Raw genomic sequence first — 23,732 nt, forward strand, 5'->3', positions numbered from 1 at the left:
CAATCATGAAAAAGAAATATTTCCTTGTTTCAGCAGCTGTATTAGCTCTCGGCGTCGGAACTTATGGGCTTATCCAATGGCAAGCTCAACCTCGAACTCAGACCAAAGATAACAAAGTAGCCTATATTGAGGACAAGACTTCGGGTGACAAGACGGATAAAAATTTGACATCTGACCAAATCAATGATGAGGAAGGTATTGAAGCAGAGCAGATTGTCGTGAAAATCACAGATCAGGGCTATGTCACTTCCCATGGAGACCATTATCATTACTTTGATGGAAAGGTGCCTTTTGATGCTATTATCAGCGAAGAGTTGATTATCCGAGATCCTAACTACACGCTGCAGGAAGCAGATATTGTCAATGAGGTCAAGGATGGTTACATCATCAAGGTAGAGGGAAAGTATTATCTCTACCTCAAGGATGCCAAGCATACCAGCAATGTCCGCTCGGTAGATGAGATTGCGCGGCAGAAGAAGCTGCATAAGACCAAGGAAGAAGGCGATGGTGGCAAATCTTCCACTGCAAAATCAAGCAGGATTCGCGATTTCAGCCAGCCCAGCAAGTCCCTAGCTGCGGGAAAGACGGCCGCAGACCTTGCAGGAGTTTCTTATCAAGGCCAAGGGGGATACAGGACGGATGATGGTTATACGTTCAGTCCCTCTGACGTCATCGAGGATACTGGCGATGCATTTATCGTGCCGCATGGCGGGCATTTTCACTATATTCCCAAGAGCGACTTGTCGCCAGCAGAATTGGCTGCGGCTCAGAGCTACTGGAATAGCAGGCGGGCTGGCGGACGGGTGAATCAGCCTAACTACGGCAGGACGATAGCTTCTTCCAATACTTGGAATCAAAATAGTGCTATCAATCAGGGTGGGCCAGTCTCAAATCCGACTCCACAGCTGCCAAATCATTCAAAGATTGAGCAGCCAAGTCCTGGCTTAGCGGTTACTCAGCCGAGTCTATCCAATCCGCTCCAGCCGTCTCAACCATCTCAGCCATCTTTGCCAAGTCTGCTGCAGCAACTCTATGCCTTGCCTCAGTCTCAGCGCTATCATGAAGGGGACGGCGTGGTGTTTGACCCGCTGAAAATCAGCCGGCGGACAGAAAATGGGGTTGTTATACCTCACGGAGACCACCATCATTTCATTCCTTATGACAAGCTGTCAGACTTGGAAGCGAAGATTGCCCGCTTGATTCCTATTGGATATACTTACGAGCCGCTAGGAGATCCTCTGCAAGCTTTGAAGCCTCAGCTACCGTCACAGCCTGAACACGACCATGGTTTTCGTGCGGAGGCTGTCATTGGCAAGGACGACCAAGGCTACATGGTATCGCACGGAGACCATGCTCATTACTTTTACAGGAAAGACTTGACTGCTGAACAGATTCAAGCGGCGGAGCAGGCCTTGGCCAAGCAGCAACCAGCAAAACCATCAGCAGCAGTCAATGACGCTGAACGTTATTCACGCGATGCCAGCGATGAGGAAAAGATTGCTTATATCTGCCAAACCTATGGCGTTCCCAAGGAGGCGGTTCGCATCTCAAATGGTTTCTTTGTCTTTAATAACCCTGACCAAGCCTATGATCCGACGCATATCCACCCCTATGCTGTTCGCAAGGAGCATGTCCGCATTCCTTTAGTAACGGGAAATGCAGAACTGGACTTCATGAATGAGCTCTACACAACAGCCTTGCGCTCAGGTCTTTCGCCTTACAGTCTGCAGGTGGAAGATGGTCAGTTTGTCATTCCTCATGGCGACCACAATCACTATATCAAGATCCAGTCCAAGGGCGCTGCAGAAGCCTTGAAAAATCGTCTGCCTCAGATTCAATCTAAATATGAGCAGGGTGATTATGATGAGGCTGCTGTTTTGCAAAAAGTAGAAAGCCTAAAAGCGGACAGTCAGCGTCTCTATGCCGATGATCCTCTTATGCAGCGGCGGATTGAGCTGGCTTTGGGGCAGTTTGTAGAAACCATGAAGAAGCTGCCAAGCAACTCAACAGCCGGCTACCTGAGCAGTCTGGATAACTTTGATAAGCAGTTTATCCATGTGGATCAGACGGTCAAGCCAATCCAAGAGACCGAGCAAGACAAGACCTATCAAGGACTTTTGGAGAGAATGAACCGACTTGACACGGATAGCTATGGACTGAAGAAAGCTGACTTGCTGCAGCGTCTGCAAAATGCTTATGCTGGCCAGAATCAAGCTGACATGGCAGAGCTAGGACAATTACTATCAGCTTTAGAAGATTATCATGATCGGACAGGCGTCACAGCGGTTGATTATATTCGTTATTTCTACCAAGCTTTGGATGATGGACGTTTGAGCCCTGAGCTGCGCAGAAAAGCGGCTGGGCTGACCTTGACTCTCTATAAGTCCCAAGCCTTTATAGAAGCGACCAATCTTCAGCAGCTTTTCCCTGCCCTCTATCAGACTAAGAAAGAGATTGCAGCTGCCCTTGCTAGCGGTCAGCCTTCTGCGTCCTCTGAAAAGACAGAGCTGGATCAGGGAGAGCCAGATCAGCCAACCTACAAAGCCATGATTTATGACTTTTTGAAGGGGATTTATGATGATTTTGGCACCTCGGATGATAGTGAGAAGAGTGCTCAAGCACTTGTCTTTCTTGGAAAAGCGCAGGAATTGCTAGGAGAAGTAAAGGATCAAAACAGCCGAGCAGACTATGCAGCTAGAATCTTGGAATTAGGCAAGGAGTTAAAAAGCAGCAGCTCGGATAAGCAGGCTCTGCTGGCAGCAAGTCAGAAGCTTTTGGACCAGATGAGCCGAACTATTGCCGGACAAAAGGAAGAGCCAGCTAATACGGAAAATCAGGAAGTTTATCAGGAGCTTTATAATCTGCTCATGTCGATCCATCAGTATTTGGAAAAGAATCAAGGAAGTGAGCAGCAATACCAGCAGCTGGACCAGCTTTTTGATAAGCTTGGACAGAGAGCTACAGACAAGAAAGAGCTACTTAAGGAAATCCTGGCCTTCCAGCAGTCACTCGTCCATCCTGAGGGGGCAAGCGAGTCCAATTCTCAGCATAGGGACGATGATGACTATCACTTTAATCTGCAGGATATGATCGGAGCGGATGAGCAAGGCTATCGGGTAGCACATCTGGACCACGAGCACTATATTTACAAGAAAGACTTATCAGAAGCCGATCGTCAAGAAGCAGATGCCTATGCGGTTCAAAAAGGCTTCCTGAAAGCACCGGCTGAACAGCCTGCTTCTGGTCAGCCAGCAAGCAGCAGTGCTCCAGAAACTGCGCAAAATGGCAATCTACCTTCCGAATCTGATGCTGCAGAAACAGCCCAAAACCAATCTGACAAACCAGTAGAAGCTTCGACAGCAGCAAACCCAACTGGTCAATCAAGCTTAGCAGCGAGTTTTGGCATGACAGAGGAAGCATTCAACCAGAAATTGCAGGAGCTTTCTCAGCTCTACGGTGTCAGTCCAGAGACTTTCAGCTATGATCCAGCAAGCAGAAGCATCAGCTTTACAGGAGCTGACGGCCAGCTGAAAACTGTTCAGATTAGCTAAGCTTACATTTTGATTTAAAATAATAAAACGAATGATGAAGACCAAGCCAAGTCTAAGACCATCATTCGTTTTTGATTTTCACAACCCTATACTTATTTGATTGATATTGTGTTAAAATAAACAGAGAAAATAATAAGGATTGGCAAGGTATGCTTATTATTGGAATGATTTGACCGTTGCTTGGAGAGGAATATTAAAATGAGATTATTCAATTATACATTTGAAGAAAGTCAATCTTTCGTTAATGAAGATATTATAAATAAAGTAAAGATCAAAGGGAGTTATAAACGCTTCATAGGATTTGCATTGTTTTCAATCTTGCTATATGTTTTATCTTTATTAGTTCCTGTACTATTAAGCGGTGATACTATATATACTACGCAAAATTTCAGTTGGTTCAATGTACCTTTAATTCTTATGTTCCTTATGTTTTACATCATTTATATTATTTCTTCTATAAAGTATAGAAACAATCCAATGATTTTAAAATATATAACTTTTTGTTATATGCTTTTGTTAATATTCATAATGGAAATTTGTTTAACTTTATCAATAGCTTCACGAAGAAATCTTCTAGGAATTCTATCGGGATTTCTGTTTGTAATTGTCTGCTATTATCTCATGAGAACCGTTCCTAGAAAAATAAGAGAATCGGTAGAAAAAAGGGAAACATTTGTTCCTTTATCAGCTTTGTTTACAGAGAAAGTCTCTGATGGCCTCATTTTTATAGGGGGAACGGGAATTACTGCGTTTTTAGTGTTATTTGATCGTTCGATAGGAAGTGATACTAGGGGGGCAATCAATGCTATTGTCACACCTTTTGTGCCTGCGGTGCTTTTATTTGCTGTATATGTCTTTTCCATTGACCTTCTGAGAGGCTATTATCTTTTTAAATATTCTGAACAATATCGGGAACAATTCGGATACTCAGTTAAAGACTGGTATGGTGAAAAGTCGAAGGAATATAAGAGAACACAAAATAAGTTGACAGAATGATAGTTGATAAGAAATGTTTATGGGCTAGCTGTTTACATCCGCTGAATGTATTATTATCTGCAAATTATAATGGTGAGGTAACTCTTCTTCTCTACAAATCGCAAAAAACCACAGAAATTCTTCGCGAACTTCTGTGGTTTTGTTTTTTACTCTTGATAGGAAACAATGCCGATGATGGTATCGACAGCGCGTTCCATGGTTTCTAGGCTGACATATTCGAAGCGTCCATGCATGTTTTCGCCGCCAGCAAAGAGGTTGGGAGTCGGGATGCCCATAAAGGAAATTTTAGAGCCGTCAGTTCCGCCGCGGATAGGCTCGATAATAGGCTGGATGTCCAGACTTTCCATGACTGCTTTGGCGATATGGATAGGTGTCATGTCCTTTTCAATGACCTGCTTCATGTTGTAATACTGGTCTTTGAGGGTCAGGATAACTCGCTCGCTGCCCAGCTCTTGGTTCATCTTATCAGCAATGGTCCGCATAGCAACTTTGCGATTTTCAAAAGCCTCTGTCTCAAAGTCCCGGACAATGTAGCTAGCATGGGCTTCTTCGACAGTACCGGTCAGGTTCATCAGGTGGTAAAATCCTTGGTAGCCCTCAGTCTTCTCTGGTCGGTCGGCTTCTGGCAGTTGGTTGTGGAAGTCAATAGCCAGCTGGAGAGCATTGACCATCTGGTCTTTAGCAGTTCCTGGGTGGACATTGCGACCTTGGAAGGTCAGTTCTGCTCCAGCAGCGCTAAAGGTTTCGTACTGGAGTTCCCCTAGTGGTCCACCGTCCACTGTGTAGGCAAAGTCCACATCGAAGTCTTCAGCATCAAACTTATCAGCCCCGATACCGATTTCCTCATCTGGTCCAAAGCCAACTCGGATTTCTCCATGCTTGATTTCTGGATGGGCAGACAGGTATTCGATAGCAGTCATGATTTCAGCAATACCTGACTTATCATCTGCTCCCAAAAGAGTTGTTCCATCAGTCGTAATCAGAGTTTGGCCCTTGTATTTATGGAGACTGGCAAAGTCCGCAGGATCTAGGTTAAAGCCGGATTGCCCCAGCGGAATCACACCGCCGTCATAATTCTCAATGACCTGTGGCTGGATGTTTTCTGCGTTGAAGTCCGCCGTATCCATGTGGGAAATAAAGCCAATCTTGCGGGTAAAGCTTGGGTCATTGGCTGGCAGAGTTCCAATCGCAAAGCCGTTGGGCAGGTAGTAGACATTTTCCAAGCCAACCCTCTTCATCTCAGGGATGAGGACATTTTTGGCAAAGTCCACCTGACTCTGAGTGCTGGGTGTAGTAGTAGATGTCTCGTCTGAGCGCGTGTTGACCTTGACATACGTCAGGAAACGCTCTAAAAGATTAGGATATTTCATAAATGCTCCTTTTTCATTTCATTTAAATCTATTTTAGCATATTCAGGGGAGAGTGAGAAATGTTTTTCGTTTCTTGAAGACAAAGGTAAAATCTAGCAATTAGTTTTATATCTTGTCAAAATCTGGTAAACTATATCTATGCAAATGGAAAAAACAATCAGCAAAGCTGTGATTTTGGGGGCTTCGGGAGGTGTAGGTCGTCAGTTGGCTAGAGAACTGGCTCAAAGGACAGACCAGCTGGTCTTGGTTGGCAGAGATGAAGCGAAGCTCACTCAGTTGCAAGAGGACTTGTCTGGAGTTAGAGCTAAGCTTTCCTGCAGAGTTTTGGATTTGCTGGATGCGGATGCGGTAGACGATTTTGCTCAGCAGCTAGAGGCAGATCTACTGATTAATTGCTGTGGTCTGGCTAATTTTGGTCCAGCGCTATCTCTTTCGGAAGCTGCTGAAAATGCCCTCTGGCAGGTCAATTACCAAGCACCGATTCGGCTGATCAAGCAAGTTGCGGAGCGCAATTGCAAGATAAGACTTGTCCAGCTTTCATCACTAGCAGCACTTTGTCCCCATCCTTATCTGGCAGCTTACAGCGCCAGTAAGGCCGCTTTGCAGACTTACTGTCTAGCCTTGCAAGAAGAGATGCGCCTCAAAGGCTCTGAAATGAGAGTTTGTCTTTATATACTGGGACCGGTTCGGACTGCCATCTTTCCTCCAGAGTTACAGAATGCTTTAGGTGGAAGTCAGTTGCAAATGAGCCCGAAGATAGCAGCACGACGCATCATCGGACTGCTCCAGCAAGGCCGTTCCTATGCTATAGTGGGCAAGAGATATCGACTACTGGCTTGGCTCATGAAGCTACTTCCTCAAAGATGGATTATCCGTTTGATTGGCGCTTATCTACGAAAGGGGCTTTGATCATGAAACTTATTTTTTTCTTGCTGGCTGCTGCCTATTTGCTTCTCTTTATCTTGCGTTGGCTCTTGTCTTTGGCTTATTTGAAAAAAGGGCAGAGCTCTTCATCAGACTTTCAAGAGGAGCTTTATACGGTGGTTCAGCCCATCCTATCTGGTGATCCTCGTTTGGAAAATGATTTATTAGCCAATCTCCAACAGACTGAAGCAGTTGAGTTTTACTGGCTGATTGATCAGTCTGACCCAGAGGCGCAGCGAGTGGCTGACAAGATTTGTCAAAATCCTTCTTATGCCCAGCGCATTCGCATTTTTCTCATGGAGGATGTCCCCCAGGGGATTAATCCTAAGAGTTATAAGATTGAGCAGATTATAGATGAGCTGACTCGACCTTATTTGATTGTTCTCGACGATGACAGCGTCATTGATTTTTCAAAAATGGGAGAATTGACAGCTCATCTAGGTGAGAATGTTATTTTGACCGGTATTCCCTATAATCAAGAGCGAAGTAATTTCTGGTCCAAGCTAGTGGCAGCTTTTGTCAATGGAAATTCTTTCATTACCTATTTTACCATGGCAGAAGTCAAAGCAAATCACTCGATTAATGGAATGTTCTACATCCTGCCACTTGAACTGGTTAGGGAGCAGAAGCTCTTCAGTGCTATTAAAGACTATCTTTGTGATGATTTGGCTGTAGCGGATTTTTTACGCAGCAAGGGAGTGGAGATTATCCAGACGCGGGTGACTTGTAATGTTCGGACTACGATTAAGGATGCCAAGCAATATTTGCTGCAGATGAAGCGTTGGCTGCTTTTTAGCTCTATCTATCTGAAGGAGCACTTGGACTGGAAGGTTATTATTTTAATTGCTCTGCCTAGTTTTCTGCCGCTTCCTGCCTTGCTCATTAGTTTCTTTCTTGGCTGGCCTTTTGTGCTGCTAGCTTTGCTTTTGCTCTTGGTCAAGGCGGTTTGGATGCTGGCTTATCGTCGTCACATTCTATTCGGTCGGCCGCATCCTGATGAGGTGTTCTACGAAGTCCTGAATGATTTACTCTTGCCTTTGCTTTTCCTCTATGTCTTGCTTAGTCCGTGGGTGATTAACTGGCGGGGAAGGAAGATTAGAGTGACGGATGGGAAAATCCGCTATGAGTAAGATGAAGCAGTACCTGGATAAGTTGGATGCTCTGTCGCTAGACCAAACCTTGTTGAAATCTAGCAAGTTCTTGCTTTTTCTCAGTGGCAGTAGTCATTTGGACTGCGCTAGTCTCAATGCAGGACAGCTTGAGTTTCTTGAGCAAATTTCTCAATCGGATTTTTCAGTAGTCCCCAGCAATTTTCCATTTAACCAGAGATTTGAGCATGAGCTACAAACCCAAGTTTCCTTGCTGACAGCTTCCATTTCCAATATCCGTTACTATTGGCATACTCTCTACAATTCTCGCTTTCAGGAGGCTTTGCAGCGGCATTTATCTCCTTTACTGAATGCTGAGGAGGCTGTCATTATCTGCAAGAGCTCTGGACTCAATATGCTGACCCAGTGGCTGGAGGGCTTGGGTGAGGAAAATCTGCCAATCAGACTGAGAGTGATTGCGCTGGGGCCTGTTTCACGGAGACTCCGAAATCGCAAGGATATTGACTTGCTGGTCATTAAGGGAAAGAAGGATATTTACAGCAGATGTCTAGATGGCCATCCAGCTGATGTGGTGGTGGATAGCAACCATTTTGATTATGAATACAGGGAAGATGTGAAAGGATTAGTTCATGACTGGATTAGAAAAAGTGATAAAGATTGATGTGATTAGTGTGCCATTTAGTGGGCATTTGCTGCCTACTTTAACCTTAGTCAAGCCTTTGCTGACGGATCCGCGTTTTCGGATTCGGGTCATCACTGGCTGCCAAAAGAAAGAGTTAGTAGAGGAAATCGGTTTTGACTGTCTAGCCCTCTTTCCAGAAAGACCGACAGTGATGGAAGACATCGCCAATACTCCGCAGCAAAGCAATCTTTTGATTGCCTATCAGCAGTTTCGGGCCAATTCTAGACTAATTCCAGAGGTTATAGACGAATTAAATCGAATTTGGCAGGAGGGCGGCAAACCGGATTTGGTCATAGCGGATTTTGTTGCTTCACCAGCAGGCTTGATTTCTGATCGCTTTGGGATCCCCTGGATAACCACGATTCCGAGTCCGGTTGCGATTGAGTGCCGGACGACAACGCCGACCTATTTGGGAGGATGGAAACCTCATCAGGGTGCATTGTACAAGTTCAGAGATGTCTTGGGCAGGCAAGTTATTCGCTGTGGAAAGAAAATGGCCCTTGCTTTAGTCCGGAAGAGTTTGGGAGACTATCAAGATTTTAAACTCTATCGGGAAGACGGCACAGAAGCTATTTACTCGCCTTACTCTATCTTGGCTTTGGGCATGAAAGAGCTGGAGTTTCGAGATGATTTTCCTAAGCATCTTCGCTGGGTTGGCTATAAATGCCTGTCCTTTGATCGCTTGCCAGTAGATCATGAGTCATATTTTGAGACCGATAAGAAGCGGGTTTTAGTGACTTGTGGTACGCATTTGAAATGGGAGAAGGAGCGCATGGTGGACCGGGCGAAAAAGTTGAGTCAGCTCTACCCAGATTACCTCTTTTATGTCACCTTGGGAGAAGCTAGTGGTTTGGGCAATCCTCCGAAGAGACTTGCGGAAAACCTGCTGCTCTTTGACTATCTGCCCTATACCGATATTCTGGATAAGATAGATTTTGCCATTCACCACGCAGGAATGGGTATCATGATGGCCTGTATTGAGCAGGAGATTCCCAGTCTCATTTTGCCGCTGGATTATGACCAGTTTGACAATGCCGTTCGTGCTGAGCTAGCTCAGGTGGGGCTGGTTGCTCGCAGAAAGACCGATGCAGAAGTGCTGCGCCTTTTTAAGGAATTGACAAATCGCACGGACTGGTCTCAGTTGAAAATCCTTGCCCAGAAAAGTAAAGAATATCAGCCTACAGAGATTCTCTATCAGGAGCTGGGGCGCCTGCTCAAGATTGATTTATAACTGGAGAATTCGACAAACTGTTTAAGTATGTCTCCAACATTAAAATATCTGAATTATTAAATTTCCCTATTCTTTTCAAGGAATAGGTTTTTTGGTCTATTCAAGTATTTTTTAAGATGTTAAAATGAAAGTGATTACAAGAAAGTCGTTGGAAAGTCAACTTGGCTTTCTCTGAGTGACTGAAGAGGAAAGATGATGAAGAAAGCAATTCTAATGATGACTTTTGGCTCGCCAGAGGAGATTAGCTTTGAGGGAGTGGCTGAATTTTTTACCAACATTCGCCGCGGTGTCAGGCCGCAAGACCATGAGATTCAGACCCTCTATGATAACTATGTCTTCATCGGTGGAACGCCTCTGCAGCGTATCAGTCTAGAAGAGGTGGAAAAGGTTCGTCAGCGTTTGGCTGGCGAGTATGCGGTTTATTTTGCCAATAAATTCTCACGTCCTTTTATCCCAGACGTGATTGAGCAGATGGAAGAGGATGGTATTGAGGAGTGTATCTGTTTGATTCTAGAGCCTCATTTTTCTTACTATTCTGTCATGGGCTATGAGAAGTTTATCCAGAGTGATTCCATCCGCTTTAATATCATTAAGGAATGGTATCAGGAAGAAGCTATTCTTGATTATTGGGCAGAGGAGCTGAGAAAGATTCTTACAGAAGAGGTTAGAGAGGAGACCTTCAAGATTTTCTTCTCAGCCCACAGTGTGCCTATTCTGGCCTTGGATTTCGGAGACCCTTACATTGATCAGATCTATGACAATGCCCGCTTGATTGCTGAAAGGTTGGGTTTGACAGAAGAGGATTATCTCAATGTTTGGCAAAGTGAGAGTGACATCGGACTCCCTTGGATCAAACCTGACGTGCTGGACTACATGCGCCAGCAAGAAACACATCCGCAGCATTATATTTTTGTGCCGATTAGCTTTATCAGTGAGCATATAGAGGTCCTTTTTGATAATGACGTGGAGTGCAAGGAACTTTGCGATGATCTGGGTGTTGCTTATCACAGACCGCCTATGCCCAATTCAGACGACCGTTTAATTGAGGCCCTGATTCAAACTATCCGCCGCCATGAGCATGAACCCTTCAAAGAATGTTTTCCAGAAGAAGAAACTTTCGATGAATTGCAGCCGTCGGAGGAGAGCAGCCAGATTCTTGCAGAGGATGAAGAGCTGAAAATGCCAGATTTCGTCAAGAAGCTGATTGAGAAAAAAGGGCGCGAGAATGTTAAGATGCCGTATTTTGTCAAGAAAATGCTGGAGAAAGCTGGAAAACTGCCCAAGAGCTGATTGTTCATATTCATTGATGATTTTATAAGATTATTCTAGAAGGAGAAAACCGTGAGACTTTGGCACCAAGATTTAATTGAAAAACTTCCGCGCCAGCAGCTTTTAGGCCAGCACCGAGAGTGTGCAGCCTTACGTGGACGAGGTTGGGGCAAGCCGCATGCGACGGTCAACTATGTTTTTGAGCACAGCCCTTATCGCCTCTATGCTTATCATCTCTTGATTATGGAGGAGATGCAACGACGGGGCTATCAGCCGGATAGCCTTTGGCTGGATAAGGACTACCGTGGCAAGACCTGCCCGCCTTACCAGAAGTTGCCGGCTGAGGAGCTCGAACATCCCATTTATCCGGAGCATGACACAGCCTATCTGCAAGAATGCTTGGAAAATCTGAAAGAGAAGGGGATAGATATTGTCTGATTTCCAAGTACCAAGACTATAGCACAAAAAAGGAAGATACAGCACTCTTCCTTTTTTATTTCAAGTCTATGTTTTCAAAACTGCCGAATGTCTCGGTAAGAGTCTGTTTCATTCTCGAAAAATGGAAAGCAATTCAAGAGCTGCTAAACTCTAAAATATGTTTGCTCCCTAAATATAGTTAGTCTAGATATTATGACTAGCTTTTTTATATGTTTTTTGGGAAAAAATACTAGTGATTTTAGGAGCTCGAAATTTTTTAAAATTTTCCGAGTTGTAATCATTGGCATTACAATCCGATGTGTTATAATTTTAGATGTAATAAATAATATTACAACAAAATTTTGTAAATTAAAAGGAGGAATATATTATGGCAAACATTACAATTTTTGGACAAGGAAATATGGGACAAGCAATCGCAAGTGTATTCACTTCAGGTGGACATGAAGTTGATTTTGTAGGGAAAGAAGGTCTTACAAAACGTGCGGGTGATATTGTTGTATTGGCTGTTCCATACGCCGCAATTGCAAGCATTCTTGAAGCTAATAAAGCAGCGCTCGCTGGAAAAATCTTAGTAGATATTTCTAACCCTGTAAACTTTGAGAATATGGATGAATTGCTTACACCGGCTGGGAGTTCAGCAGCAGAAGAAATTGCTAAGTTAATTCCTGAAGCTCGTGTGGTCAAAGCTTTTAACACAAATTTTGCGGCGACAATAGCTACGAAACAAGTAACAGGTAAAGAAAAAACGACTGTTCAATTGGCATCGGATGACCAAGAAGCAAAGAAAATTCTTGCTGGATTCATCCAAGAAGGTGGCTTAGATACGATTGATGCGGGCGAGCTCAAACGTGCCCGTGAGTTAGAGGCAATGGGGTTCTTGCAAATAACACTTGCTGTACGTGAGAAAATCAACTGGACAGCTGGTTTTGCTGTTATTAAATAAAGAAAAAAATTAGCCTCAAAGCAGGCTAATTCTTAGACTGAAAACAAAATCCTCAGAAGTTTCACTTCTGGGGATTTATACTTTTACGGATTCAAAATAAATTTCTCAATAGCAGTAGCAACCCCATTTTCTTCACAGCTGTCTGTGACGGCATCGGCTAGGCTTTTGATATGGTCTGAAGCATTTCCCATGGCAACACCGAGACCTGCATATTCCAGCATTTCGATGTCGTTGTTGGCATCACCGATTGCCATGATTTCCTGAGGATTGACGTCCAATTGTTTAGCCAATCGCTCTAGGGCAAAGGCTTTTGTCACACCGGACGGCATGGCCTCGTAAATGACTGGCTGGGAGCGAACACCGCTGAAACGCTGGCAGATTTCTTGGCCAAAGTTGGCTTCAAAAGCATCTACTTGCTCTTGGCTGCCTAAAAACATAGCTTGAAACATTCTGTGTTTACCGCTGCAAGCCTCTTCCAGACTAATCTCGGTTGGAGTGGTGAATACTAGGCTTGCATCATTTACAACATAGGAACTGGCTTTTTCTCCGACAACGAAATAATGCTCCTCATCAAAGAGAGTCAGCTGGACAGGGCTATTTTCAGACAGGCTGTAGAGATAGCGAATATCCTGACCGCTCAGCTCTTGCCAGTCCACCAGACTCCAGTCGCTGGTCTGGTGTGTAGCGCAGCCATTGTCCACGATGACATATTCGTTTTCTTGTGCAAGGCCCAGCTTGTCATAATAGGGCTTGACGCCAACCAAGGGACGGCCTGTGCAGAGAACCAATTTGACTCCTTTTTCAATAGCTCGGTGCAGAGCTTCAATGTGAGCCTGGGGAATTTCTTTTTTGCTGTTGAGCAAGGTGCCGTCCATATCAAGTGCAAGAATTTTAATCATAAAGTGTCTCCAAAATTATTCTGTGATAAGTATAGCATAATTTACAGAGAAAGTCCGAGTCTATAGGAAAAATCACTGGTCTTGTGTTATAATAAATAGAATACCCTAAAAGGATGAGAAAAATGAATTTAGAAGATTTGAAAAAACGTCAGGAGAAGATCCGCAATTTCTCCATCATTGCCCACATTGACCACGGAAAATCAACCTTGGCTGACCGGATTTTGGAGGCGACGGAGACGGTTTCAAGCCGGGAAATGCAGGCCCAACTTTTAGACAGCATGGACTTGGAGCGGGAGCGTGGCATCACCATTAAGCTCAATGCTATCGAGCTCAATTATACCGCCAATGACGGCGAAACCTATATCTTTCACTTGATTGACACACCGGGACACGTGGATTTTACCTATGAGGTATCGCGGTCGCTAGCGGCCTGTGAAGGGGCTATTTTGGTAGTGGACGCGGCTCAGGGGATTGAAGCTCAGACCTTGGCAAATGTTTATCTAGCGCTGGACAATGACTTGGAAATTCTGCCAGTCATTAATAAGATCGACCTGCCAGCTGCGGACCCAGAGCGTGTCCGGGCAGAGATTGAAGACGTGATTGGTCTGGATGCTAGCGAAGCAGTATTGGCTTCTGCCAAGGCTGGTATCGGAATTGAGGAAATTTTAGAGCAGATTGTGGAAAAAGTTCCAGCTCCGACTGGAAATGTAGAAGCACCGCTCAAGGCCTTGATTTTTGACTCGGTCTATGACGCCTATCGTGGGGTAATTCTGCAAGTGCGGGTTATGGATGGTGTGGTCAAGCCGGGAGATACCATTCAGCTCATGAGCAACGGTAAAACCTTTGACGTGACTGAGGTCGGAATCTTTACGCCTAAGGCTATTGGCCGCGATTTCCTAGCAACAGGGGATGTTGGTTATATCGCAGCCTCTATCAAGACTGTACAGGATACCCGGGTCGGGGATACAGTGACCTTGGCGGACAATCCAGCTGCAGAGCCACTAGCTGGCTATAAGCAGATGAATCCTATGGTCTTCGCTGGTCTCTATCCGATTGAATCCAATAAATACAATGACCTGCGCGAGGCTCTCGAAAAGCTCCAGCTAAACGATGCCAGCCTCCAGTTTGAACCAGAAACATCGCAAGCGCTAGGATTTGGATTCCGCTGTGGTTTCTTAGGCTTGCTGCACATGGATGTCATTCAGGAGCGTTTGGAGCGTGAGTTTAATATTGATCTGATCATGACGGCGCCGTCCGTTATCTATAAGGTCAATATGACGGATGGTGCCTCCCTTGATGTGTCCAATCCGAGCGAGTTTCCGGACCCGACCAAGATTGATTCCATCGAGGAGCCTTATGTTAAGGCGCAGATTATGGTACCCCAGGAATTTGTCGGAGCGGTGATGGAGTTGGCTCAGCGCAAGCGCGGTGACTTTGTGACCATGGACTATATCGATGATAATCGGGTCAATGTCATCTATCAAATCCCGCTTGCTGAAATTGTCTTTGACTTCTTTGACAAGCTCAAGTCCTCTACCCGTGGTTATGCTAGCTTTGACTATGAAATTTCTGAGTATCGCTCGTCCAAGCTGATTAAAATGGATATTCTCCTTAATGGCGACAAGGTTGATGCTCTTAGCTTTATCGTTCACAAGGAATTTGCCTATGAGCGTGGTAAGCTGATTGTAGACAAGCTCAAGAAAATCATTCCTCGTCAGCAGTTTGAAGTACCCATTCAGGCAGCCATCGGACAGAAAATCGTGGCTCGTACAGACATCAAGGCCTTGCGTAAAAATGTCTTGGCCAAGTGTTATGGTGGTGACGTTTCCCGGAAGCGCAAACTCCTTGAAAAACAAAAAGCCGGTAAAAAACGGATGAAAGCTATCGGATCTGTCGAAGTCCCACAAGAAGCCTTCCTCAGTGTCCTGAGCATGGATGAGGAATAAAGTCTTATCTCTCTAGGTAATATATCCCAAAAGGAGAAAATCATGAAACGATCGTATCTGCTTGGAGCAGTTCTGGTACTAACTTCACTTACTCTTACATCGTGTGCCAATTCTGGACAAAAGCCTGGTCAATCTAGTTCTTCGACTAGTTCCAGTGCACAAGTGAAAAAGAATTCTTCAAATTCTTCTTATAAAAAAAGCAAGAGCAAAACCAATCAAGAAACAAAACGTGTTGGTTCTCCAGAGTTTGGTTATATCGATATCCCAAGTAAATGGATTAAATTTTTTGATGCAGAGGTTGAGGGACTTATCCAATATACCGACGGTTCTGCTTATAATATCGTTACCATGAATGCTGTTTCTAAGGCAGAAGCTGAAGTAGCAGATGGTGAGACTTTCAATGCAGAAACAATTGCTCAACATGTAACCTATAATTGGAGTCAAAAAGATAATATTGAGAAGATGTGGGGCTCTAAAAGTACTGTCTAAGGAATAGAAGCCTTTCAAATAAACATCATTCTGAAATCGGGGCAACTTGCTAATACATTAGTTTTCCAAAAAGATGACAAAGTCTATATACTATCCTTTGAAGGCGACGAAGAAACTCTTGATGATTTCATTACAAACATGAAAGATACTTGGAGTCTTGATGGCAAGGGAGCAGTCAGCGAATAATAGTTTAAAAAAACAAGAGGCCTATTTATTAAGTCTCTTGTTTTTTCAGTGTAGAAGCTAATTATGTTTTACAAAAAGATAGTAATAAATCAGAGAAAATATTCGACTACTATCAAATCTAAGTAAAAAGGCTTACAAAAATTTGTAGGTCTTTTCTTAAAATCCGAACGTTAAGAAATCTTTTTTTGATTTTACTTGACATTTTTTGAAATAGGAATATGATAAAATGTAAACACTGTATGAGACAAACCTTGTGCGTGTTCGAAAATAATAGAGCGTTGCATCCGTAAGTCAATTTGACACGGCTCTTAAAAAACAAAAGGAGAAAGAATGAATACTTATATCCAAAAGAAAATCGCAAACATGAAGCTGACGCTTTCTGAAATGTCTGGTGGCTACAAACGAATGGTGACTAGCATGAAGAAGCTCGGCTTTTCTGGTACCTTGAAACTTATCTGGGACGATTTGTTTGCTCATCGCAGCCTAGGTCAATGGTTTTATCTCTTGATTCTAGGGAGTTTTCCGCTCTGGCTGGAGCTGATATATGAACATCGCATCGTGGATTGGACGGGGATGATTTGCAGTCTAACCGGGATTATCTGTGTAATTTTCGTTTCTGAAGGACGGGCTAGCAATTACCTCTTTGGTTTGATCAATTCTGTGATTTACTTGATTTTGGCTTTGCAGAAAGGCTTCTATGGCGAGGTCCTGACGACTCTTTATTTTACCATCATGCAGCCAATTGGACTCTTGGTGTGGATTTACCAAGGTCAGTTCAAAAAAGAAAAGCAAGAGTTTGTTGCTCGTAAGCTAGATGCCAAAGGATGGACAAAATATCTATCACTCAGTGTGCTTTGGTGGTTGGTCTTTGGTTTGATTTATCAGTCTGTGGGGGCTAATCGTCCTTATCGTGATTCAATCACAGATGCGACAAATGGAGTAGGGCAAATCTTGATGACGGCTGTTTATCGCGAACAGTGGATTTTCTGGGCAGCGACCAATATTTTTTCTATTTACCTCTGGTGGGGTGAAAGCCTTCAGATTCAAGGGAAGTATTTGATCTATTTAATCAACAGCTTGGTCGGATGGTACCAGTGGAACAAGGCTGCTAAAAAAGCATAGTCCTATAAACGGAAAAGCAATCGGATGTGACAATGTCTCTCTTTCCTTTCGTCCTGAAAATATGGTAAACTAGTATTGGTAAAATTTATTAGATTTAGGAAGGAATGACTATGAAAAAGAAGTACTTTCTGCTCTCCCTGACTATCTTAGCCGGTCTCTCTCTGTCCTCTTGTAGCCTTATCAGGAGCTATAGCAGTCGGAAACCATCTGATTCTTCTAGTCGGGTTTCCCTGAGAGATGACAGTGATACAAGTAGTAGCAGTCGTAAAGAAAAAGATTCGTCAAAGACTACTGGTACGCAGCGGGTCGGATCTGATGATTATGGCTATATTAGTATTCCTGATAATTGGATTAAGTTTACAGACGTAGATGGTGGCGACAGCGTCCAGTATACGGATGGAAGTGGCTATAACATTGTCACGATGAATGCTTATACAAAAGAAAAAGCCAATATTGGAGAAGGTGAAGAATTCAACGCTGAAACCATTGCCCAACGTATTGCCTACCACTGGAAGGATAATAAGGAAGTCGATGATTTTTGGGGAGCAAAGAGTACCGTAGCTGGAAATGAAGCCTTTCAGATTAATGTTGTTTTAAAATCCACTCAAAACCTAACGGTTTGGGTCTTCAAACAAGGCGATAAGGTCTATATGATGTCCTTTGAAGGCGATGAAGACACTCTGTATGAATTTATCCCCTATATCGAAGATACTTGGAGCGTCAGCAAGGACGGTGGAAAAAGCATTTAGCGACGGCATTTGATGATTGCTCTCTAAGTTCATAAAAAGCAAATCTGGGACTCGTTCTCAGATTTTTTTGTGAGATGGATTATATCATATTCTTTGAGTTTGATAAGATTTAAGAAGGCTCATTTTATGATATAATAAAAAGAATTTGAATACAGAAAGAAAAATATATGACTCAAGAAATCGACCTTGAAAAGTACCATCAGCTAGCCCTACAAAAGCAGAAAGAGCACCGAAAATTTTTAGCCAGTCTCAAGAAAAAGCCACCAAAAAATCTAGATAAGATTGCCCAGCAAATTCATGATGAGGTCTTTGAAGAGATTGACTGTACAGCCTGCGCCAATTGTTGTAAGACTCTGGGACCAGACTTTAAGGAAGCCGATATTGTCCGTATTGCCAAGTATTTCAAGATGAAGCTGCCGGCTTTTGAAGAGGAGTTTCTTCAGGTGGACGAAGATGGTGACAAGGTCTTCAAGGCTATGCCTTGTCCTTTTTTAGGTGGAGACAATCTCTGCTCAATCTACGATGTCCGTCCCAAGGCCTGCCGAGAATTCCCTCACACAGACCGCAAGAAGATTCATCAAATTAATCATCTAACAATCAAAAATACCCTGACTTGCCCAGCGGCTTATCTTTTTGTGGAGAAGCTGCAGGATAGGTTGTAGAATCCCCCTCTAAATCTTGTACAAAAATTCTAGGGCGGAAGTATCTTATATCTGTTAGACTATAGTTAGAATTGAATACGGCCTAAAAGTTGTGTGAAAAAGATAAAATTTTCTCGGAGCAGGAGCCCCTCCGTCAATTTTCCAATTTTCACTTTGCTTTTAACGGCTTTAGTATCTTTTGTGAGGTGAAAAAGAATATGATGCATCAATTCAATCGAACCATGGAATATCTGGAAAGTAAGCTGGACGCAGAAGTGGATTTGCAGCAATTCCAGCAGCTATCGGGCTATTCTTATGCTCTCTTTAGCAGGCTCTTTTCTATTCTAGCAGATATGACTTTAGCAGAATACTTGCGCAATCGTAGGCTGTCAGAAGCTGTAACGGACTTGCGGGAAAGCTCTGAGAAAGTCATTGACATAGCGGTGAAATACGGCTATGAGTCTGCCGATGCCTTTAGCGCAGCCTTCAAGAAATTCCATGGTGCGACTCCCTCAGAAGTTCGAAATGGAAAACCTTATCGGGTCTTTCCTAGACTTCAATTATCCTTAAAGATTACAGGAGGAAAGAACATGGATATCAAGATTCAAAAGAAACCTGCTTTTACTGTGGCTGGCGTCCTATTAGAAGCTATTGACAATAGCCAGTGCCCGTCTGCATGGGAGCAGCTCTATGCCAATCACAGCTTTGAAAGCCTGGAAAGTCTGGGCAGTGGCCAATCTTTTGGCGTCTGCTCGGATGTCAAAGAAGGCGAAATCATCAACTATATGGCCGCTTATGATGTGGCGGATAAAGCGAAAGCAGAAGAACTAGGTCTGTCAATCAAGGAAATCTCAGAAGCGGAATATGCCATCGTACCAGTCAAAGGGGCAATCCCCGCCAGTATCCACCATGCTTGGAAATATGTCTTGGAAGTCTTTTTCCCAGAAACTGACTATCGCCACTCAGGAGCACCAGATTTTGAAGTTTACACCGAGGGTGATATGTCCTCCCCAGACTATCAAATAGAACTCTGGATACCTGTGGTGAAATAAAATGGTGCTTGCAAGTCATTTTTTAGATGTTGATTACAGAGGAGGATGATGCTATGCTGATGTATTTTGGGGACGTTCCTCTTTGTTATACATATTCACTTGCGATGGCGCTTCATTCGTATGGTTATGATGTTCGCCCTGAGTTTTTGGAAACCATTATGTTAATGGGAAATGGCGCTAGTATTGTAAAGGAAGATGAAAAACACCCCTTAGTCTTCTTTGATAATGGGATGCCAGATAGTTCTATCAGCCATTCTTTAAACATTCTGGGTTTTACATATGATGAATACTATATAAAGGATTCAAATGCGGTGAATCTTCTCTCTATCAGAGAAATCTTAAGCAAGTTCTTGCTCAGCGGGCCTCTTGTTCTTGGCCCTTTGGACATGGGTTATCTCACTTATAATCCCAATCATATCCATTTGTATGGGGTGGACCATTTTGTTTCAGTTTATGATCTAGATGATGAGTTTATCTATTTCCATGATCCAGCAGGCTTTGCTTGTATGAAAATGACTTTCTCAGAATTTGCGAATGCCTGGGAAGCTAAAAATATCGACTATAAAAGAGGTTCTTTCTCCATGTGGGGAAACTTCAAAAAAATCAAATCTCCAACTTCCAAAGAGATTTATCAGAAAACATCTATGTTGATGAAGCAACGATATGAGCACGGCGAGGAGAATGTGATAGCAAGATATGCTAAGTCGGTAGCGGACAATGGCTTGAATGAAGAACAAAAGCATCTTCATCAATACTTTAGTTTCAAATTAGCTTCTATCAGAAATCTATATATGAGCAACTTCTTAAAAGACCACGATACTGTCAGATCTGAACTAAAAGAAAATTTAGCAAAGTTGTTCGGCCAAGCTCATCTATTTTGTATCGAGGAAGATTACCAAAAACTGTCAGAAGTCTTGTTTGATATTGCAGCGTTAGATAATAAATTTAGAGATTTGTGCCTTCACTATAAAGAAGAGTAGAAGAAGTGGGAAAAACGAAAATGCTGTTTGGTAATGTAGCAGGATCGAAACAAGAGCCACCAGACTATCAAATGGATCTATGGATTCCATTAGTGAAATAGATCAGAAACCAGCCGTTCGTTTTTGAGCGACTGGTTTTTTTGTGGCTTGTGGTATAATGAAGCTACTACAGTTACAGAAAGGACTTCTACCTTGTCATACAAATTTCTACTTTTCGACCTTGACCATACTCTGCTGGATTTTGATACGGCAGAAGACATCGCCCTGACTCATTTTTTGGAGGAACAGGGCGTGACGGAGATCCAGACCTACAAAGACTATTATATTCCCATGAACAAGGGGCTTTGGCGGGATCTGGAGCAGGGGAAAATCTCCAAGCCAGAGCTGGTCAATACTCGCTTTTCTCGTCTTTTTGCCCATTTTGGCATTGGGAAGGATGGAGCCGAGCTAGCTCTTCTCTATCAGCAGCATATCGCTCAGCAAGGACAAACCTACGCTGGTGCTAGCGAGTTGTTGGACAGTCTAACTGCAGCTGATTATGAGATTTACGGAGCCACCAACGGTATTACGGCTATTCAGACCGGCCGTATGGCCCATTCCGACATTTCTCCTTATTTTAATCATATTTTCATCTCGGAGCAGATGGGAACTCTGAAGCCTGAGGCTTTGTTTTATGAAAAAATAGCAGAGCAGATATCCGATTTCGACCTGTCTCAGGCTTTGATGATTGGGGACTCTTTGACTGCAGATATTGCTGGTGCTAATAATGCTGGATTGGACTCTATCTGGTACAATCCCAAGCAGCTAGAAAATGAAAGTCCTTTTCAACCGACCTATACCGCCTATTCTTATGACGATATTATTAGACTATTGGTTCCATAAGGAGACTGTAAATGAAAAAATCCTTGCCTTGTTTTCTCTTAAATATATTTATATCGAGTAAGCTAGTAAAAACGCATTGCGTTTTTAAGGTGAAAAGACATAGCTAAAAAATTTTTAACTCTGTCAAGAAAAAAACTTGACAGCTATTTTTAATCTGCTATAATAGAACATGTGCTTAATAGCTCTGCTATTTCACCAAAAGAAAAAAATAAAGAAAAGAGACCTTAATAATGGCAGTAAAAATCCGTTTGACTCGTATGGGTTCTAAGAAAAAACCTTTCTACCGTATCAATGTTGCAGACTCACGTTCACCTCGTGACGGACGTTTCATCGAAACAGTTGGTACTTACAACCCACTTGTAGCTGAAAACCAAGTGACTTTGAAGGAAGACCGTATCCTTGAGTGGTTGGGTAATGGTGCACAACCTTCTGATACTGTACGCAACATCCTTTCAAAAGAAGGCGTATTGAAGAAATTCCACGATTCAAAATACTCTAAATAATAGAAGTGTAGGTTGACATATGGACACGATTGAAAATCTAATTATTGCGATAGTGAAACCTTTGATTTCACAGCCAGATGCCTTAACTATCAAGATTGAGGATACACCTGAATTTTTAGAATATCACCTAGATCTTGATCAGAGTGATGTTGGACGTGTAATCGGTCGTAAAGGTCGTACTATCTCCGCTATAAGGACGATTGTTTACTCTGTCCCAACTGAATACAAAAAAGTTCGCATCGTTATTGATGAGAAGTAAGAAGAACGGGACCGGTGTGTCTCGTTTTTTTCTATTTCTCTTAGCGAACTGAGTGCGCAGCTCTCAAGTGAGCTTAGAGAAATTGATGCCCATCGAAGCGTGGAAACGGAGGAAATATGAAGTCAGAAGATTTCGCTTGGAACACCCATGAACGAGAGTGTTATGAGAATGGACAAGTGAGTCTGCCTAGTCCTTACAAGATAAAGATTCTTGATGACGGTCAGAAAAGATTGGAACTGGAGCAAATCTTGGCACAGCTTCCTCAGCAGCAGCTTGCTCAATGGGCAATGGAACATGCTACTCGCTTTATAGCTTTGATAAATATTGGTGACAATCTAAAAAAACAGCAAATCTTGACTCGAGTTCAGGAAGTGTTTGAAGCACGACTTGCGGGAAATGTTTCTGCCTATGAGCTGAGAAAGGCTGGTTTCTTAGCTCAGCAGCTGTCGCAGCAAGCCCAATCACCAGTCAGTAAGTATGCCGCTCGTGTCTTTGCCCAAGCGGTCGCAACAGCCCATATGCGAGGTCATGCCATTGTTTCGGCTGATTATGCTGTCAAAGTAATAAATTTGCAGTGTGCAGATGATATGAAAGCAGTTATCAGCGAAAGAAAACAACAGATAGAATTAGCCAAAGAATGGCAGAAAAGTATAAATGAGCTGTAGAATGGAGGCAATAGGATGGATCATATCGAAAGAACTGATGGTAGGGTATCCTATCGGATAGAAGGGCGAGGTCACAAATAAACGCTTGTGCTCCTGCATGGTCTGAGTGCTGACTCAGGCATGTTTCAGCCTCAGATAGATTTTTTTAAGGATCGCTATCAGGTTATTGCGCCTGATTTACGAGGAAATGGGGAATCAAGCCAGATGACTTGTCAGGCGGATCAGGTTTTAGATATACAGGCAGCAGATGTGCTGGCGATTTTGGAAAAAGAAGGTATCAGCCAAGCCATTATCGGAGGGACTTCCTATGGCGGTATCTTAACCATGCACCTCATGACTCAAAATCCGCAAATCTTTAAGGGAGCTTTCTTGTGCGATACTTTTTGTACGACGGATTTGTCACCAATGATGAACTCTCTGGCTCAACTTACGGCTCCTTTGGTGAAATACTCATGGTTTATGAAGCTATCAACCTTGCCAATTTATAAACGCTGGCCTTTAGCTCGCTCCTATTTTGCTGATTTATTCGACCGGATACGACCTGAGGAGTCTGTTTTGCAGCGCAGGGCAATTGAAGCCATTGATTATCGTGCTGCCTTGGATAAGTGCAAGATTCCTACACTTTTGCTGGCGGGAGATTTTTCAGGGAAATTAGTCCAAATGATGAAAACAACCAAGGAACATCTGAGGCTTGCTCAGGATCTTGTCATTGCTGATTCGTTTGATCCGTCGAATCTATGCCAACCAGCCAAGTTTAATGCTTTGGTGGAGCAATTTGCTAAACAGGTTTTCGAAGAGAGGTCTTAACGCTTTTAAGGTAATACTAGCAACTGCCTCTTGTAACAC

At 43.3% G+C, this 23,732-nt stretch carries 21 protein-coding genes and 2 pseudogenes; 21 read left to right on the forward strand and 2 right to left on the reverse strand.

The window, feature by feature from the left end; all coding sequences use genetic code 11:
* Nucleotides 1-5: 5 nt before the first annotated feature.
* Nucleotides 6-3,551, forward strand: coding sequence for a pneumococcal-type histidine triad protein (locus HMPREF9380_RS05345; RefSeq protein WP_002933484.1), 3,546 nt, complete (start codon nucleotides 6-8; stop codon nucleotides 3,549-3,551).
* Nucleotides 3,552-3,749: 198 nt separating this feature from the next.
* Nucleotides 3,750-4,547 (forward strand): hypothetical protein, encoded by a 798-nt coding sequence (locus HMPREF9380_RS05340; RefSeq protein ID WP_002933486.1) that lies wholly within the window; start codon nucleotides 3,750-3,752, stop codon nucleotides 4,545-4,547.
* Nucleotides 4,548-4,693: 146 nt separating this feature from the next.
* On the opposite strand, the gene pepT is transcribed toward HMPREF9380_RS05340, so the two are convergent.
* A complete protein-coding gene (pepT, locus tag HMPREF9380_RS05335) occupies nucleotides 4,694-5,917 on the reverse strand; it encodes a peptidase T (RefSeq protein WP_002933487.1) in 1,224 nt (407 codons plus the stop codon).
* A 138-nt stretch (nucleotides 5,918-6,055) separates the two neighbouring features.
* On the opposite strand from pepT, the gene HMPREF9380_RS05330 reads away from it, so the two are divergent.
* The 7 genes from HMPREF9380_RS05330 to HMPREF9380_RS05300 all read left to right on the forward strand — a co-directional run bounded on the left by HMPREF9380_RS05330 (nucleotide 6,056) and on the right by HMPREF9380_RS05300 (nucleotide 12,513).
* Nucleotides 6,056-6,826, forward strand: a complete 771-nt coding sequence (locus HMPREF9380_RS05330) for an SDR family NAD(P)-dependent oxidoreductase (protein ID WP_002933488.1) — start codon at nucleotides 6,056-6,058, stop codon at nucleotides 6,824-6,826.
* 2 nt (nucleotides 6,827-6,828) lie between these two features.
* Complete coding sequence (locus HMPREF9380_RS05325) at nucleotides 6,829-7,971, forward strand: glycosyltransferase (RefSeq protein ID WP_002933489.1); 1,143 nt, start codon at nucleotides 6,829-6,831, stop codon at nucleotides 7,969-7,971.
* Nucleotides 7,964-8,611, forward strand: coding sequence for a hypothetical protein (locus HMPREF9380_RS05320; RefSeq protein ID WP_032907354.1), 648 nt, complete (start codon nucleotides 7,964-7,966; stop codon nucleotides 8,609-8,611). The genes HMPREF9380_RS05325 and HMPREF9380_RS05320 overlap by 8 nt, the downstream gene beginning before the upstream one ends.
* The gene (locus tag HMPREF9380_RS05315) at nucleotides 8,580-9,863 is read left to right on the forward strand and encodes a glycosyltransferase (RefSeq protein WP_002933491.1); all 1,284 of its coding nucleotides are present in this window, start codon (nucleotides 8,580-8,582) and stop codon (nucleotides 9,861-9,863) included. The genes HMPREF9380_RS05320 and HMPREF9380_RS05315 overlap by 32 nt, the downstream gene beginning before the upstream one ends.
* A gap of 195 nt (nucleotides 9,864-10,058) precedes the next feature.
* Nucleotides 10,059-11,153 carry a ferrochelatase gene (gene hemH / locus HMPREF9380_RS05310; RefSeq protein ID WP_032907356.1) on the forward strand — a complete coding sequence of 365 codons (1,095 nt, stop codon included), beginning with the start codon at nucleotides 10,059-10,061 and terminating at the stop codon, nucleotides 11,151-11,153.
* A gap of 51 nt (nucleotides 11,154-11,204) precedes the next feature.
* On the forward strand, nucleotides 11,205-11,570 hold the full coding sequence (locus tag HMPREF9380_RS05305) for a TIGR02328 family protein (protein ID WP_002933499.1): 366 nt from the start codon (nucleotides 11,205-11,207) through the stop codon (nucleotides 11,568-11,570).
* Nucleotides 11,571-11,937: 367 nt separating this feature from the next.
* Nucleotides 11,938-12,513, forward strand: a complete 576-nt coding sequence (locus tag HMPREF9380_RS05300; RefSeq protein WP_002933500.1) for an NADPH-dependent F420 reductase — start codon at nucleotides 11,938-11,940, stop codon at nucleotides 12,511-12,513.
* 83 nt (nucleotides 12,514-12,596) lie between these two features.
* Here the strand turns inward: HMPREF9380_RS05300 and HMPREF9380_RS05295 are convergent, their stop codons facing one another.
* Nucleotides 12,597-13,412: a Cof-type HAD-IIB family hydrolase gene (locus tag HMPREF9380_RS05295; protein WP_002933501.1), complete on the reverse strand. Its 816-nt coding sequence runs from the start codon at nucleotides 13,410-13,412 to the stop codon at nucleotides 12,597-12,599.
* A gap of 122 nt (nucleotides 13,413-13,534) precedes the next feature.
* Here HMPREF9380_RS05295 and lepA point away from each other — a divergent pair, with 122 nt between their 5' ends.
* The 12 genes and pseudogenes from lepA to HMPREF9380_RS05240 all read left to right on the forward strand — a co-directional run bounded on the left by lepA (nucleotide 13,535) and on the right by HMPREF9380_RS05240 (nucleotide 23,693).
* Nucleotides 13,535-15,358, forward strand: coding sequence for a translation elongation factor 4 (lepA, locus tag HMPREF9380_RS05290; protein ID WP_032907358.1), 1,824 nt, complete (start codon nucleotides 13,535-13,537; stop codon nucleotides 15,356-15,358).
* 42 nt (nucleotides 15,359-15,400) lie between these two features.
* Nucleotides 15,401-16,033, forward strand: a pseudogene (locus tag HMPREF9380_RS0111025) (hypothetical protein).
* A gap of 330 nt (nucleotides 16,034-16,363) precedes the next feature.
* Nucleotides 16,364-17,155, forward strand: a complete 792-nt coding sequence (gene pnuC / locus HMPREF9380_RS05285; RefSeq protein WP_002900207.1) for a nicotinamide riboside transporter PnuC — start codon at nucleotides 16,364-16,366, stop codon at nucleotides 17,153-17,155.
* 104 nt (nucleotides 17,156-17,259) lie between these two features.
* Nucleotides 17,260-17,904, forward strand: a complete 645-nt coding sequence (locus tag HMPREF9380_RS05280; RefSeq protein WP_002933505.1) for a hypothetical protein — start codon at nucleotides 17,260-17,262, stop codon at nucleotides 17,902-17,904.
* 167 nt (nucleotides 17,905-18,071) lie between these two features.
* Complete coding sequence (locus HMPREF9380_RS05275; protein ID WP_002933509.1) at nucleotides 18,072-18,566, forward strand: YkgJ family cysteine cluster protein; 495 nt, start codon at nucleotides 18,072-18,074, stop codon at nucleotides 18,564-18,566.
* Nucleotides 18,567-18,763: 197 nt separating this feature from the next.
* Nucleotides 18,764-19,597, forward strand: a complete 834-nt coding sequence (locus tag HMPREF9380_RS05270; RefSeq protein ID WP_032907361.1) for an AraC family transcriptional regulator — start codon at nucleotides 18,764-18,766, stop codon at nucleotides 19,595-19,597.
* A gap of 53 nt (nucleotides 19,598-19,650) precedes the next feature.
* Nucleotides 19,651-20,577: a hypothetical protein gene (locus HMPREF9380_RS05265; RefSeq protein WP_032907363.1), complete on the forward strand. Its 927-nt coding sequence runs from the start codon at nucleotides 19,651-19,653 to the stop codon at nucleotides 20,575-20,577.
* Between the two features lie 192 nt (nucleotides 20,578-20,769).
* The gene (gene pynA, locus HMPREF9380_RS05260; protein WP_032907365.1) at nucleotides 20,770-21,459 is read left to right on the forward strand and encodes a pyrimidine 5'-nucleotidase PynA; all 690 of its coding nucleotides are present in this window, start codon (nucleotides 20,770-20,772) and stop codon (nucleotides 21,457-21,459) included.
* A gap of 230 nt (nucleotides 21,460-21,689) precedes the next feature.
* Entirely contained in the window at nucleotides 21,690-21,962 is a 273-nt protein-coding gene (gene rpsP / locus HMPREF9380_RS05255; RefSeq protein ID WP_002895310.1) for a 30S ribosomal protein S16, read from the forward strand.
* Nucleotides 21,963-21,981: 19 nt separating this feature from the next.
* A complete protein-coding gene (gene kphA, locus HMPREF9380_RS05250) occupies nucleotides 21,982-22,221 on the forward strand; it encodes an RNA-binding protein KphA (protein WP_002895313.1) in 240 nt (79 codons plus the stop codon).
* A 116-nt stretch (nucleotides 22,222-22,337) separates the two neighbouring features.
* A complete protein-coding gene (locus HMPREF9380_RS05245) occupies nucleotides 22,338-22,886 on the forward strand; it encodes a putative immunity protein (protein ID WP_002933519.1) in 549 nt (182 codons plus the stop codon).
* A gap of 15 nt (nucleotides 22,887-22,901) precedes the next feature.
* Nucleotides 22,902-23,693, forward strand: a pseudogene (locus HMPREF9380_RS05240) (alpha/beta fold hydrolase).
* The last annotated feature ends 39 nt before the right edge of the window (nucleotides 23,694-23,732 follow it).

It is taken from the genome of Streptococcus sanguinis SK49, from assembly GCF_000212815.1.
GTDB classification, from domain to species: Bacteria; Bacillota; Bacilli; order Lactobacillales; family Streptococcaceae; genus Streptococcus; species Streptococcus sanguinis_C.

Excerpts from the sequence above, each read along its gene's own strand:
- rpsP (WP_002895310.1), top strand. The coding sequence starts at position 21,690 with ATGGCAGTAAAAATCCGTTTGACTCGTATGGGTTCTAAGAAAAAACCT.
- HMPREF9380_RS05320 (WP_032907354.1), top strand. The coding sequence starts at position 7,964 with ATGAGTAAGATGAAGCAGTACCTGGATAAGTTGGATGCTCTGTCGCTA.
- HMPREF9380_RS05265 (WP_032907363.1), top strand. The coding sequence starts at position 19,651 with ATGCTGATGTATTTTGGGGACGTTCCTCTTTGTTATACATATTCACTT.
- HMPREF9380_RS05280 (WP_002933505.1), top strand. The coding sequence starts at position 17,260 with ATGACTATGAAAAAGAAGTACTTTCTGCTCTCCCTGACTATCTTAGCC.
- kphA (WP_002895313.1), top strand. The coding sequence starts at position 21,982 with ATGGACACGATTGAAAATCTAATTATTGCGATAGTGAAACCTTTGATT.
- hemH (WP_032907356.1), top strand. The coding sequence starts at position 10,059 with ATGAAGAAAGCAATTCTAATGATGACTTTTGGCTCGCCAGAGGAGATT.
- lepA (WP_032907358.1), top strand. The coding sequence starts at position 13,535 with ATGAATTTAGAAGATTTGAAAAAACGTCAGGAGAAGATCCGCAATTTC.
- HMPREF9380_RS05270 (WP_032907361.1), top strand. The coding sequence starts at position 18,764 with ATGATGCATCAATTCAATCGAACCATGGAATATCTGGAAAGTAAGCTG.
- HMPREF9380_RS05340 (WP_002933486.1), top strand. The coding sequence starts at position 3,750 with ATGAGATTATTCAATTATACATTTGAAGAAAGTCAATCTTTCGTTAAT.
- HMPREF9380_RS05345 (WP_002933484.1), top strand. The coding sequence starts at position 6 with ATGAAAAAGAAATATTTCCTTGTTTCAGCAGCTGTATTAGCTCTCGGC.
- HMPREF9380_RS05295 (WP_002933501.1), bottom strand. The coding sequence starts at position 13,412 with ATGATTAAAATTCTTGCACTTGATATGGACGGCACCTTGCTCAACAGC.
- pepT (WP_002933487.1), bottom strand. The coding sequence starts at position 5,917 with ATGAAATATCCTAATCTTTTAGAGCGTTTCCTGACGTATGTCAAGGTC.
- HMPREF9380_RS05300 (WP_002933500.1), top strand. The coding sequence starts at position 11,938 with ATGGCAAACATTACAATTTTTGGACAAGGAAATATGGGACAAGCAATC.
- HMPREF9380_RS05325 (WP_002933489.1), top strand. The coding sequence starts at position 6,829 with ATGAAACTTATTTTTTTCTTGCTGGCTGCTGCCTATTTGCTTCTCTTT.
- HMPREF9380_RS05330 (WP_002933488.1), top strand. The coding sequence starts at position 6,056 with ATGCAAATGGAAAAAACAATCAGCAAAGCTGTGATTTTGGGGGCTTCG.
- pnuC (WP_002900207.1), top strand. The coding sequence starts at position 16,364 with ATGAATACTTATATCCAAAAGAAAATCGCAAACATGAAGCTGACGCTT.
- HMPREF9380_RS05315 (WP_002933491.1), top strand. The coding sequence starts at position 8,580 with ATGACTGGATTAGAAAAAGTGATAAAGATTGATGTGATTAGTGTGCCA.
- HMPREF9380_RS05275 (WP_002933509.1), top strand. The coding sequence starts at position 18,072 with ATGACTCAAGAAATCGACCTTGAAAAGTACCATCAGCTAGCCCTACAA.
- HMPREF9380_RS05245 (WP_002933519.1), top strand. The coding sequence starts at position 22,338 with ATGAAGTCAGAAGATTTCGCTTGGAACACCCATGAACGAGAGTGTTAT.